14 protein-coding genes are annotated in these 13,153 nt (G+C 30.6%); 6 read left to right on the top strand and 8 right to left on the bottom strand.

From position 1 onward, the window contains the following. Positions 1 to 113: 113 nt before the first annotated feature. The gene (locus EV195_RS12185) at positions 114 to 722 is read left to right on the top strand and encodes a hypothetical protein (RefSeq protein WP_132795235.1); all 609 of its coding nucleotides are present in this window, start codon (positions 114 to 116) and stop codon (positions 720 to 722) included. A 68-nt stretch (positions 723 to 790) separates the two neighbouring features. After that, the gene (locus EV195_RS12180; RefSeq protein ID WP_132795234.1) at positions 791 to 1,795 is read left to right on the top strand and encodes an SDR family oxidoreductase; all 1,005 of its coding nucleotides are present in this window, start codon (positions 791 to 793) and stop codon (positions 1,793 to 1,795) included. Position 1,796: 1 nt separating this feature from the next. On the opposite strand, the gene EV195_RS12175 is transcribed toward EV195_RS12180, so the two are convergent. The 3 genes from EV195_RS12175 to EV195_RS12165 are packed head-to-tail and all read right to left on the bottom strand — an operon-like array spanning position 1,797 to position 4,334. After that, entirely contained in the window at positions 1,797 to 2,261 is a 465-nt protein-coding gene (locus EV195_RS12175) for a DUF4296 domain-containing protein (RefSeq protein ID WP_132795233.1), read from the bottom strand. A gap of 11 nt (positions 2,262 to 2,272) precedes the next feature. Continuing rightward, positions 2,273 to 3,613: a dihydroorotase gene (locus EV195_RS12170; RefSeq protein WP_132795232.1), complete on the bottom strand. Its 1,341-nt coding sequence runs from the start codon at positions 3,611 to 3,613 to the stop codon at positions 2,273 to 2,275. Position 3,614: 1 nt separating this feature from the next. Further along, the gene (locus EV195_RS12165) at positions 3,615 to 4,334 is read right to left on the bottom strand and encodes a polyprenol monophosphomannose synthase (protein ID WP_132795231.1); all 720 of its coding nucleotides are present in this window, start codon (positions 4,332 to 4,334) and stop codon (positions 3,615 to 3,617) included. Positions 4,335 to 4,428: 94 nt separating this feature from the next. Between EV195_RS12165 and EV195_RS16945 the strand changes: the two genes are divergently transcribed. The 4 genes from EV195_RS16945 to EV195_RS16725 all read left to right on the top strand — a co-directional run bounded on the left by EV195_RS16945 (position 4,429) and on the right by EV195_RS16725 (position 8,413). Then, positions 4,429 to 5,064 (top strand): DUF4271 domain-containing protein, encoded by a 636-nt coding sequence (locus tag EV195_RS16945; protein WP_132795230.1) that lies wholly within the window; start codon positions 4,429 to 4,431, stop codon positions 5,062 to 5,064. 12 nt (positions 5,065 to 5,076) lie between these two features. Beyond that, the gene (locus EV195_RS12155; protein ID WP_132795229.1) at positions 5,077 to 5,823 is read left to right on the top strand and encodes a uroporphyrinogen-III synthase; all 747 of its coding nucleotides are present in this window, start codon (positions 5,077 to 5,079) and stop codon (positions 5,821 to 5,823) included. A 111-nt stretch (positions 5,824 to 5,934) separates the two neighbouring features. After that, on the top strand, positions 5,935 to 8,088 hold the full coding sequence (locus EV195_RS12150; RefSeq protein ID WP_132795228.1) for a tetratricopeptide repeat protein: 2,154 nt from the start codon (positions 5,935 to 5,937) through the stop codon (positions 8,086 to 8,088). 160 nt (positions 8,089 to 8,248) lie between these two features. Beyond that, positions 8,249 to 8,413 carry a hypothetical protein gene (locus tag EV195_RS16725; protein ID WP_165915732.1) on the top strand — a complete coding sequence of 55 codons (165 nt, stop codon included), beginning with the start codon at positions 8,249 to 8,251 and terminating at the stop codon, positions 8,411 to 8,413. A 79-nt stretch (positions 8,414 to 8,492) separates the two neighbouring features. Here EV195_RS16725 and radA read toward each other — a convergent pair whose 3' ends face one another. The 5 genes from radA to panC all read right to left on the bottom strand — a co-directional run bounded on the left by radA (position 8,493) and on the right by panC (position 13,082). Continuing rightward, on the bottom strand, positions 8,493 to 9,854 hold the full coding sequence (gene radA / locus EV195_RS12145) for a DNA repair protein RadA (protein ID WP_132795227.1): 1,362 nt from the start codon (positions 9,852 to 9,854) through the stop codon (positions 8,493 to 8,495). An 85-nt stretch (positions 9,855 to 9,939) separates the two neighbouring features. Next, positions 9,940 to 10,800, bottom strand: a complete 861-nt coding sequence (locus EV195_RS12140) for a hypothetical protein (RefSeq protein ID WP_132795226.1) — start codon at positions 10,798 to 10,800, stop codon at positions 9,940 to 9,942. 77 nt (positions 10,801 to 10,877) lie between these two features. Next, positions 10,878 to 11,825: a lysylphosphatidylglycerol synthase transmembrane domain-containing protein gene (locus EV195_RS12135; RefSeq protein ID WP_132795225.1), complete on the bottom strand. Its 948-nt coding sequence runs from the start codon at positions 11,823 to 11,825 to the stop codon at positions 10,878 to 10,880. Between the two features lie 10 nt (positions 11,826 to 11,835). Then, on the bottom strand, positions 11,836 to 12,186 hold the full coding sequence (gene panD / locus EV195_RS12130) for an aspartate 1-decarboxylase (protein WP_132795224.1): 351 nt from the start codon (positions 12,184 to 12,186) through the stop codon (positions 11,836 to 11,838). A gap of 53 nt (positions 12,187 to 12,239) precedes the next feature. Next, positions 12,240 to 13,082: a pantoate--beta-alanine ligase gene (gene panC / locus EV195_RS12125; protein ID WP_132795223.1), complete on the bottom strand. Its 843-nt coding sequence runs from the start codon at positions 13,080 to 13,082 to the stop codon at positions 12,240 to 12,242. Positions 13,083 to 13,153 lie beyond the last annotated feature (71 nt).

Genomic DNA, 13,153 nt, shown 5'->3' with positions numbered 1-13,153 from the left:
TTCATTTATTAATTTTTAATGAATTACAATACGAAAACAAAAAATCTAGCTAATTAGTGACTTTAACTGAATAAGTAGTGTCTTAAATACTAAGAATGTAAAAACTTAGAAAAATGAAAAATTATTTAAAATTTCCGATCGTATTAGCGTTAATAACTAACTTATTTGTGTTAACAAGCTGTAGCGATGATGATGAAATTCCTGGGGACATAACTGATCCGGTAGCGGTTACTACATATTCAGCAAAATTATTAGCAGCTCCTTTAGCTGATGAAAGTTCGTCTACTTTTATGACTTTTTACAACAATACAATTCATAAAATTAGTGATGCATCTAATACAGGAAGTTCTTGGGATTTTGGATACTATTACGGAGCTACCAACAAAGCTTCTTTTGCTTCTGTAAAAAATTATCCGTCAGATGTTTTTAATTTAACGGCTATTTCTGATGCTAACAAAAATGAATGTTTCTTTAAAAAATCTACAAACTACTCTGTAACTGATTTTAATGCAATTACGCTAGAATCAGAATTAAACAGTATTTCAAAGCCTACATCTCAAATAGTTACTCAAATAGCTGTAAATGATATTATTGAATTTCAAGATGAATTAGGAAATAAAGGATTAATTAAAGTTACTAATATTGTTGAAGGTGATGGACAAAGTGGTCAAATTGAATTTGATGTTAAGATTCAAATTAACAATGTACCTGTAATTCAGTAATAAATAAAGATTATAAAAAAAACAAAGGTTGCTTTAAAGCAACCTTTTTTTATGACTATTTTTGAAGTATGATTTTAGTAACTGGAGGAACAGGATTAGTTGGAGCGCATTTATTATATCGCTTAAGCATTGAAAATGATGCTGTAATTGCAATTTTTAGAACCGAGGAAAAAATAGAAATAGTAAAAAAAGTGTTTTCTTACTATACAGAAGATTATGCTAATCTATTTTCTAAAATTAACTGGATTAAAGCCGACATAACTGATATTCCTTCTTTAAAAAAAGTTTTTGAAAATACTATTTCTAAAGTTTATCACTGTGCTGCCTTAGTTTCTTTTGATCCTAAAGATTACTATAAAATGCGAAAGACAAACATAGAAGGTACGGCTAATATGGTGAACTTTTCAATAGACTATAAGGTTGAAAAATTTTGTTTTGTTAGTTCCATAGCAGCAATTGGTGATGCTGTAAATGGCGAGTTTGTTAATGAAGAAAATGATTGGAATGATAATGGTAATAAACACGGGTATGCTATCACAAAATATGGTGCAGAAATGGAAGTTTGGAGAGGAAGTCAAGAAGGTTTAAATATTGTTATTGTAAATCCGGGTGTGATTTTAGGAAGCGGCTTTTTTAATGAAGGGTCAGGAAAAATGTTTAGTCAAGTTTACAACGGATTTAAATTTTATACAGAAGGTATTACTGGCTTTGTTTCTGTAAAAGACGTTGTAAAAGCAATGGTTCAATTAACAAATTCATCTATTTCTAATGAACGATTTATTTTAGTTTCTGAAAACAACTCTTTTAAAGAAGTATTATCAAATATAGCAGAATGCTTCTCTGTTACAAAACCTTCGATTAAAGCCACTCCATTGATGACTTCTATATTCTGGAGGTTAGATTGGTTTCTTACTAAGCTTACTGGTAAAAAGCCGCTAATGACAAAGAATTCTGCAAAATCTTCGCATAACAAAGAGTACTACGAAACTGATAAAATTGAAAATGCAATAGACTTTAAATTTGAACCTATTGACTCTGTAATTAGTGAAGTTTGCAATGACTTTTTAAAATAATTTATTCCTCTTCTTTAGTAGTCTGTTGAAGCTTCTTTGTACGTTTCTTTTCTACATCAGTAATTAAGGAGTCAATCTCGAGTTTAACTTCTTTTTTCTTGTCTTTGGTAATAGAATCTGAAGCATTGATCTCCTTTTGAATATCAACTCCTTTTTGTTGTAAGTGCTCTTTTACCTCATTTAAAAGTTTATCATAATTATCTATCATCGAAGTATAGTAGGTATTGCTATTCTCAAATCGGGTGCTATCAATTTTATACTTCTCATATATCAAATACATATAATTAACATCTTTACCATTAAACTTATTTTTTGTTTGTCTGGCTGCCGCCGCTATATGCATATCAGTCAATAATAAAACCATAGAGTCTCTAGGAATAAGATCTTTTGGTTTCTTATAAATAGTATTTCCTGTACAGGAAACAAACAGAATAAGTGATGCTATGATAAACTGTAACCTTTTCATTTTAGCAATTATTATCTATCAAACAATAAACGCTTTCCTTTTACTTCTTCGTTAAAAGTACCATTATCGTACATTAAAACACCATTTACAAAAGTGTGTGTAATTTTAGAAGAAAAAGTTTCTCCTTCAAAAGGAGACCAACCGCATTTGTATAAAATGTTGTCTTTAGAAACTTCCCAATTAGATTCTGAATCTACAAGAACAACGTCTGCATAATATCCTTCCTTTATAAAACCTCTTTTTGAAACTTGGAAAAGTTTTGCTGGATTATGAGCCATTTTTTCAACTACCTTTTCTACAGAAATTACTCCTTCTTTTACTTTTTCAAAAAGTGCAATTACTGCATGTTGAACTAACGGCCCTCCACTTGGAGCATTTGTATACACATTAGCTTTTTCTTCTATAGTATGTGGTGCATGGTCTGTTGCAATTACATCAATTCGATCATCTAATAAAGCTTCCCATAGTGCAGCACGATCGTTAGCCGTTTTCACCGCCGGATTCCATTTAATATGCGTACCTTTTTTATCATAATCAGCATCAGAAAACCATAAATGGTGAATACAAACCTCAGCAGTTATTTGTTTTTCTTCCAATGGAATGTCATTTCTAAACAACTCCATTTCTTTAGCAGTTGATAAATGGAAAACATGCAATCTAGCTCCAGTTTTCTTAGCTAATTCAATTGCTTTAGATGAAGATAAATAACAAGCTTCTTCACTTCTTATAATTGGGTGATATTTGATAGGGATATCTTCTCCGTACTCTTCTTTAAACTTAGCTGTATTTTCACGAATAGTTTGCTCATCTTCACAATGCACAGAAATAATCATTTTAGTCGACGAAAATATCTTCTCTAAAACCTCTTCATTATCAACTAACATATTTCCTGTTGAAGAGCCTAAAAACAATTTAATTCCAGCTACATTCTTAGGATTTGTTTTTAAAAGTTCTTCTAAATTATCATTAGTTCCTCCAAACATGAAAGAATAGTTAGCATAGGAAGTTTTACTTGCTATTTCAAATTTATCTTCTAACAATTCTTGAGTGGTAGCTTGAGGAACTGTATTTGGCATTTCTATAAAGGTAGTAATTCCTCCTGCGATAGCAGCTTTACTCTCGGTAGCAATATTTGCTTTGTGAGTTAAGCCAGGTTCTCTAAAATGAACCTGATCATCTATCATTCCTGGAATTAAATACTTTCCTTTAGCATCAATAACAACATCTTCAGGAGAAGGAGTAATCTCTGCCGCTATTTTTGCTATAAATTCATCTTTAATTAAAACATCTCCGTTAAAAACGGTATTCTCATTTACAATTTGTGCGTTTTTTATTAAATACGATGTGCTCATTTTATTTTGGTAAACCTTTTAATCTCATTTTTATAACTCCGAACAATGCTTCATAAACTATTCCTCCACTCATTTTAGACTCTCCCAAAGTTCTATCAGTAAAAATCACAGATACTTCTTTGATAGAGAAACCATGCTTCCATGCTTTGTATTTCATTTCAATTTGAAATGCATACCCAACAAATCGAATTTTATCAAGTTTAATAGTTTCTAATACTTCTCTACTCCAACAAACAAATCCTGCAGTAGTATCATTTACTGGTATTCCTGTTATAAATCGAACATACTTTGAAGCAAAATAGGAAAGTAGAACTCGATGCATAGGCCAGTTAACCACATTTACTCCCACAGAATAACGTGATCCAACAGAAACATCAGCACCTTCATTGGCACAAGCATTATACAATCGTATCAAATCATTTGGGTTATGAGAGAAATCTGCATCCATCTCAATTATGTACTCGTATTCTCTGTCAAGCCCCCATTTAAAACCATGTATATACGCGGTTCCTAATCCGTTCTTACCAGTTCTCTTCTCTAAATGTAATTGGTTGGGGAACTCTAATTGTAATTTTTCAACAATATTTGCAGTACCATCTGGAGAATTATCATCAACAATTAAAATATCAAAAGCCTTTTCTTGATCGAACGTTGCTCGAATAATGGCTTCAATATTTTCTTTTTCGTTATAGGTAGGGATAATGACTAAAGTATCAGACATTAATTTGATTTTCGTTAAAAATTAGCGCAAAGATAAACTAATTTATTCCTAATTTTGCGTTAATTGAATTATTCTCTGACTAGCAAAACCCTTCATGGAAGTAATTAGCCGTAATTTAGCTTCAAACGATTGGATTACCTTAGTTTTTGTCATCGCCTTAGTTTTAATAGCATTGATGAAACTTTATAAACCACAACTATTACTAGGGTATACTATTGCTATGTTTTCTCAGGGATTCATTGAAAATAGAGCAGAAAAAAATCCTTCTATTTTCTCTACCTTTCATGTATTGATATTTACTTTTTCAACACTTATTTTTTCTCTAGCAATTTATTTTTTTGTTGAAAGTTGGTTGTCAATTGAAAGGTTTAATTACATTGATATATTGATAAGCTTATTAGGTTTTCTAATTATAAAATTTTTATTTGTACGATTGATTGTAAACACGCTTGATCTTAAAGAGCAAACAAGATATCTTATTTTTTTACAATCGGGATATATGTATTCTATCAGTTTATGGCTTTTTCCGATATTAATTTTGTTCAATTACTGCTACACTAATAGTGTTTTTTTGCTTTTTTTTATTTGTATACTGTTGGTTTTTAGAGGTTTTTTAATTTTAAGGAATAACAAAAAGCTGATTTTTAATAACTTCTTTTATTTTATTTTGTACTTTTGCAGCCTCGAATTAGCTCCTTTGCTAATCATATATAAAACAACAACGTCGTAAAGAGAAAGTTTTATGAAAGTGAAAACCATTTTAGTGTCTCAACCAGCACCAAAAACAGAAACTTCACCTTACTTTGATTTAGCTGAAAAGCAAAAAGTAAAAGTTGATTTTAGGTCTTTTATTCATGTCGAAGGAATTCCAACAAAAGAAGTTAGAGCGCAAAAGATTGACCTAAATAATTTCTCAGCAATTATTTTAACAAGTAGAAATGCTGTAGATCATTTTTTTAGAATAGCTCAAGAAATGCGTTTTACAGTTCCAGATGACATGAAATATTTCTGTCAGTCTGAAGCTGTTGCTTATTACTTGCAAAAGTACGTAGTGTATAGAAAACGTAAAATTTATGTAGGTACTCGTACTTTTCCAGAGTTAACAAAATTGATTAAGAAACATAAAGACGAGAAGTTTTTATTGCCTTCTTCTGATAAATTAAAACCATTAATTCCTGAAGAATTAGATAAGTTAGGTGTAAATTGGAAAAGAGCCGATTTATACAGAACTGTGGTAAGTGATTTATCTGATTTAGAAAATGTTTTTTATGATGTTTTAGTTTTCTTCAGTCCTTCTGGTATTGATAGTTTATTTGAAAACTTCCCCGATTTCAAACAAAATAACACTAGAATAGCAGTATTTGGAAACTCAACAATTAAAGCTGTTGAAGAAAGAGGATTACGTGTAGATATTGCTGCACCTACTCCTGAAACTCCATCTATGACTATGGCTTTAGAAAAATACATTAAAGAAGTTAACAAGAAATAATATTTCTTATCATAAAACAAAAACCTCGCTATTTGCGAGGTTTTTGTTTTTTATAGTTTTTATCTAAATTAGCTTACCAACTTAATAGACACTAATTTCGCTTCATTTAGTATGACTGCAGAGGAAAACATCGACGAGAAAAAAGGGCAAAAAGTTTTAAAGTTTTTAGCGGCTTACCTAGTTGCAGCTTGGACTTTTTTACAATTTATAGATTGGGCATTGGTGCGTTATAACATTTCTCCTTACTGGGTAGATATGCTCCTGTGGATTTTTATAGGTATACTTCCTTCTCTTTCAATTTATTTGTACAATAAAGATAGAATCAACAAAAAGATTCTAAAACTTAGAGAGAAAATTATTTTCCCTTTAAACGGATTAATTATCGCTTTAGTTTTATTTTTTGGCTTTGGAAACAGTGATTTAGGTTCAACCACTAAAGAAATAAGCTATAAAAATGACCTTGGGGAGTTACTAACCGAGACTATTACTAAAGAAGAATTTAGAATTGGTGCTCCTGTATTTAATTTTCAACAAAAAAATAAAGACTCCATTAACTCTTGGTTAGGAAACACCATTAACAAACTTTTAGAATTAGATTTAAAACAAGATAAAAACATTTCCACTGAGGCATGTTATGCTGAAAATACCATTGATAAAATTAAATCTAGTGCTGTGTTTAACAAGTATTATGTTGACGGTTTTTATGAAGTAAATAATGGTGTATATGCTATTACTCCTATTGTGCATAATAGTAAAAATGGAAAAGAAATTTCTAAAAAAACATTTACTGGCTCAGATTTTTTTGAACTTATTGATGAAATAAGTATTTACATAAAAGATAATCTTGGTATTGTAGAAGAAATGCGAGACCGATATATAGATTTGAGCATTCGCGAAATGACTACAGAATCTATGGAAGCATTAAAAGCTTGGTCTAATAAAGATTACGATGAAGCTGTTAAAATAGACAGTGCTTTTACCTTGGCTTACTTTTATAATGCTATCCGCAGGAATAGATTTAGTCATGGCGAATTAGAAGAGAAATACCTCATCGATAAGGCATACGATTTAAAAAACAACTTACCAATTCAAAGTCAGTTTGAAATTTTAATGTACAAACATATTATTTACAATAGATGGGCTGATGCAGAAAAGCTGTTAAAATATCAATTAGAAATTGAACCTAACAACGAAGACTATAACAGACTGTTAGAAATGGTATTTAGTGAAACCCAAAATATTGAAGGGTATTACAAGCATGCTCTAAAAAGGTTTAATAAAGCTCAAAATGAAGACAATGCTCGTAGGTATTACATGTCTTTAATTTTGAATGGTAACTACGACGAAGCTATCAACTTAATAAAAGCTTACGAATTACTATCTCCAAACACAGAAGAAGTTCAAAGAATCAAAGCCTATTCATATCTAGCGGCAGGAAAACTTGATGAAGCTAAAAAAATCTATTCAAAAATCAAGTTAACTTGGCCAGAGGAATCCATCTATCAAAACATTATAGACGCTTATATACAGAAGAAAGAAAAGGAAACAGTCACCTTTGATTTTACATCTTATGCTGGAATTTATAGATCAATTGCTTCTGAGCAACAAATCAACTACTTTGAAAAGAACAAAGCATATTTTGTCCATTACAAAAACCAATTATTAAATAAAGGAATTCCTAGTGATAACAATATACTTTTATCTTTTGATGCAGGCTGGGTTTCAGGCACAAAACATGTTTTCGAAAAAGACAGCTTAAGTACTGCATCAAGAGTTGAAGTTGATCAATTTAATCGAAATAAATTATCAAAATTTTATTACTACAGAGAAACGGATGAAATAAGAGCTGCTTATAATTTATTCAAGAGTCACGAGTTTGAAAACTTAGACAAGACTTTCGAAAAGTTAATTGCTAAACATCCAGATCACTGGTTTTTAAAAGATGCTTTATCACATGTTTTATATAGGAAAAAGCAAAGTAATCAAGCTTTAATTGATCAATACAAAAAAATTACTGGTACCTATGGCAATCGAAAGTTTTGGGTAAAAGACAACCGTTTGTTTTATAAAAGAGATAATTTACCTAAAGTGGAAATTTTTCCTATATCAGAAAACAGATTTATTAGTTTATCTAATTACAGTACTCATTATGGTTTTGAGCAAACCGAAAATAATGTCATGGCTTCTTTTTCGTGGTCTTTAGATATGGAGAATAAAGAATGGATTAAGGCAGAAAACAATACGAACTATCTTTTAAAAAACTAACCTCGTTTAACTGTTGTTTTTAACAAAAGACCAGTTTGGTATTGTTTAAAGTAAAGTTCAGATTTTACAATAAGATTTAAACTCCTGAAAAACAGTTTTTTAAATATTTTTTTGAAAAAATTCCTATATTTAGAATGTTAACCTTATTAAAATAATAATCATGTTAAAAAACATTTCAAACTTAGGAACAACTCTAAGTAAAAACGAACAAAAAAACATTAATGGAGGATGGACTTACATTATGTGTAGTGAAATTCATTGCTATGAACCATTACCTCGTGGTTATATCTGCATGAATGAAATACCGTGTGGTATTCCTTATTAAAAACAAAGAAATCATTTTAAAATGAATAACTATTTTACTTTTGTATGCAATAACTGCATCGAAGTAAAATAGTTTTTTTTTATGCAAATAATGTAGCAAATGCCTCCTCAATCTTTCCTACTAAAATTAGTTTGATCGAATGTTTTTTTGAAGTAATCTTATTGTACTTTGAAGTAACAAAAGTTTTATACCCTAGTTTTTCAGCCTCTACTATTCGTTGGTCAATTTTTGGTACTGGACGGATTTCACCAGCTAAACCTACTTCTGCTGCAAAACAAACATCTGGATTAATTGCAATATCTTGATTAGAAGATAAAATAGCTGCTACCACAGCCAAATCAATTGCAGGATCGTCTATATAAATACCTCCTGTGACATTTAAAAATACATCTTTAGCTCCTAATTTAAAACCTGCTCGTTTTTCTAAAACAGCTAAAATCATGTGCAAACGTTTAAGGTTATACCCCGTTGTAGAACGCTGTGGTGTACCATACACCGCAGTACTAACTAAAGCCTGAATTTCTATCATTAACGGGCGAACACCTTCTAAAGTTGAGGCAATGGCTGTTCCACTTAAATCGGTGTCTTTCTTTGAGATTAAAATTTCTGACGGATTCGTAACTTCTCGTAAACCATCCGATAGCATTTCGTAAATTCCTAGTTCTGCTGTAGAACCAAATCTATTTTTTTGAGAACGTAATATTCTATACGTATGATTTCTATCTCCTTCAAACTGAAGCACAACATCTACCATGTGCTCTAAAATTTTCGGTCCAGCAATATTTCCTTCTTTATTGATGTGTCCAATTAATAAAACTGGTGTGTTAGTTTCTTTGGCAAATTTTATCAATTCAGCAGAAGTTTCTTTTATCTGAGAGATACTTCCAGGTGAAGCTTCTATGTTATTCGTATATAATGTTTGAATAGAATCAATCACTAAAACTTCCGGTTCAACTTCTTCAACATTTCTAAATATTTGCTGTGTATTGGTTTCTGTTAAAACCAAACAATTGGAGTTTATATTAGCTAAACGTTCTGCACGCATTTTAATTTGCGATTGACTTTCTTCTCCAGAAACATACAATACTTTCTCTGTTATTTGAAGTGCTATTTGAAGTAATAATGTTGATTTTCCAATTCCAGGTTCTCCTCCTAATAAAACAACAGAACCTTTTACCAAACCACCACCTAAAACAGTATCTAACTCGTTGTTTTTTGTTATAATTCTCTCTTCAGTGTTTAATTCAATTTCTTGAATTTTTAATGGTTTCGCTACAATTTTCTGAGCGTTAGAGGGTGATTTCCAATTTCGTTTTTCTTCTTTTTGAACAACCTCTTCCACAACGGTATTCCATTCTTTACAATTAGAACATTGACCAACCCATTTTGCATGTTGAGTTCCACAATTCTGACAGAAATACGTTGTTTTAGTTTTTGACATGAAGTACTGTTTTAGCTATCCACAAAGAAAAGAAATTTATAACTATTGACCATTTAAATCTAAGTTTCAAACTTAGTAAAATTGATTAGTCAAAAAACTCTTTCAATAAATTCGATTCCAAGGAAATACTATCTTTAATGATTTGATTTGGTGTTTTTTGCATTAACAACTTAGTGCTTTTATAAACTCCAACATATGTTTTATACGATTCTCCTTTTAATACGTTTTTCACACAAAAATCAAGTTCTTTATAAAACTCGTTTTTTTGATTTACTGTATAATCATTATAATCTCCAGCTTCAATAAGAAGTAGAATTTTGTCGTTATTGAAATGCGTGATATAACTCAAACTATACTCTTCTATAAAAGGTAATTTAGGTTCTAAACAGCTTTTTAAGTTATATGACACAGGATCTTTTACAATACTTGGTTCAGTTAGTGAAGAAAACATTATTTCTCTTAAATCTTTTTTCCACTCTGGAAAAGCTTTTACCTTTTCTCTATATACTTTTTCCTCGTCTTTATAAATTTCAATCGTCTCTGTTTTAGTAGTATCTACTTCTTTTTCATAATGAGAAGTTCTAAAAAGATTTCCAACGAAAGCAAAAAAAGCAAGAATTAGTGTTAATGCTACTAAAGTTAAAATTGTAAAACAACCCAATGAATGCCACTTAGGTGATTTCATTGTTTTTGCTCGTAGAATGGCATCAACAGTCGGTTTTAAATTGTTTGGTATTTCTTTTTCATTATACGTCTTTTTACAATGTAAACAGGTTACCTCGATAGTCCTTCCAAAAGACATTATAGGAATCCAAAAAACATGAAAATAAGAACCGAAAACACTTATCCGCAAATTGTTCTCAACATTACAGTAATTACAAGAAACATTTTCTTTAAGTAAGGCAGATCCTATAAAAGGTGACCTGATTCCGAAGAATATTAGCATAACATATTTTTAAAATCAAATATACTTATTTATTTGATTTTAAAAATTGTTTACGCTTTTAGTCACCGCTTATTAAATTATGATTTACTTCTATTGTAGATTGGTAAAAATAGAAATGACAATCCTCCAAAAATAATAATCATCGCAGTTTGAGCGGTCCACATAATCCAACCAAAAGCATTAGCTGGCTCTTCAGGAATTGAAAACAATGCAAAAGCTCCTGCGACAGCAACTGGATACAATCCGATACCTCCATTGGTAGCAGCAATACTAAATCCACCTGCAATAAAACCAACTAAAACAGCTCCAAAAGGAACATTAAAATTTTCAATTGCTGGAACCGTAGCCCAGAACATAGCAACATACATCACCCAAATAAAAACAGTATGAAATATGAATGCCCATTTATTTTTCATCTTGAAAATACTCATGGCACCTTCCACAAGACCTGTAATGAAGTTCTTTATTTTCAAGCCAAATCCGTTTGTTGCTTTTTTAACAAACCGTATAAAAATTAAAAATCCTAACCCTAAACCTACTATTAAAATTAAAATCTTGCTAGGAGAAAAGTTTTTGGTTACTAACTCATATATGAAATCAAACTGAACAAACAATGTGATAAAAATGATTAACAACATCATTATTAAATCAGCAATTCGTTCTGCTACAATAGTACCAAAACCCTTTTCAAAAGGAATATCTTCATAGCTTGTCATTACAGTAGCTCTAAAAACTTCACCAGCTCTAGGTATTGTTAAGTTCACTAAATAAGCTACTAAAACAGCCATTGTACTGTTACCGAAATCTGGTTTATAGCCTAAAGGTTCTAACAAGAATTTCCATCGATAGGCACGTGATAAATGGCTTAGAACTCCGAAAAATAATCCTAAAGCAATCCACCAATAATTGGCATTTTTAAAATATTGCAATAATGTATCTAAAGATACTTTTGATAAAGAATACCAAACTAAAAAACCTCCCAAAGCGAGAGGTAATGTTATTTTTATAATTTTCTTTAAAGACAAAATGAGTGATTTATTCTAATAAATTAGTTTCTTCATTTGGAAATACCAACTGAGGCTTAAATTTTCTTGCTTCTTCAATATCCAAAAATCCATAAACGATTAAAATCAATACATCTCCTTTTTGAACTCTTCTTGCCGCTGCTCCATTCAAGGTAATCTCCCCACTTTTTCTAGGGCCTGGAATTGCATACGTTTCTAAACGTTCTCCATTGTTGTTATTTACAATTTGAACTCGCTCTCCTTCAATAATCCCGGCTGCATCCATTAAATCTTCATCAATGGTAATACTTCCTATATAATTTAAATCTGCACCTGTAACCTTTACTCGGTGAATTTTTGATTTTACTACTTGTACTAACATTCTGCAAAAATACTGTTTTTAAAGAATCTATCTTTTATAATTTGTTAATTGTTTTAGAAACGGACATTGTCAATTAAACGAATTTCACCGGCAAATACAGCAATAAATGCTCTGTATCTTTTATATTCCTCGAACTTATCTACTGAAATTAAGGTTTTTTCTTCAGCAATTGTAAAATATTCAAGTTCTAAAAGAGGGTGGTTTTCAAATTGATTTTTTACCCATTCCGTAATCTCCTTAGCATTTTTTGTGCCAGTTTTTTTACGTGCCTTTTTTAGTATTCTATGAATAAAAGGTGCAGCTTCCCTATGTTCTTTAGTTAGTCTTGTATTACGTGAACTCATGGCCAATCCATCTTTCTCTCTAAAGATGGGCATTCCTTTAATTTTTACTGGAATATTATGCTTCTCTACTAACTTTTTTATAATTTGTAATTGCTGAAAATCCTTTTTTCCGAAATAAGCTACATCTGGCTCAACAATTTCAAACAAGGCTTTTACTATAGTTCCAACACCATCAAAATGACCATCTCTAAACTTTCCTTCCATCTGGTGTTCTAGCCCATCAAAATCGAATCTTTCAGCAACAACATTTTCATCATAAATTTCTTCAACGGAAGGAGCAAATAAAACATCACAATCAACACTTTCGAGTAATTTTATATCATTCTCTAGTGTTTTTGGATATTTATCTAAGTCTTCTTTATTATCAAACTGTGTAGGATTTACAAATATGCTAACTACTGTAATGTTTGTTTTACTTAACGCTTTTTCCACTAAAGAAAGATGTCCTTTGTGCAAAGCTCCCATGGTAGGTACAAATCCGATACTATTTCCCTTCTTTTTTTCAGCTGCCAAATAGTTTTTTAAATCAGATTTTAATGTGAATATTTTCATTAAATATATGTTACGATGTAGGCAAAATTAGCAATTTAACAGGATTTTAGCATAAAATTTCGTAGTTTTGC

This window comes from Tenacibaculum skagerrakense (assembly GCF_004345825.1).
Classification (GTDB): domain Bacteria; phylum Bacteroidota; class Bacteroidia; order Flavobacteriales; family Flavobacteriaceae; genus Polaribacter; species Polaribacter skagerrakensis.
The sequence above is the reverse complement of the archived record's forward strand: the minus strand, read 5'-3'. Positions and strand labels throughout refer to the sequence as shown.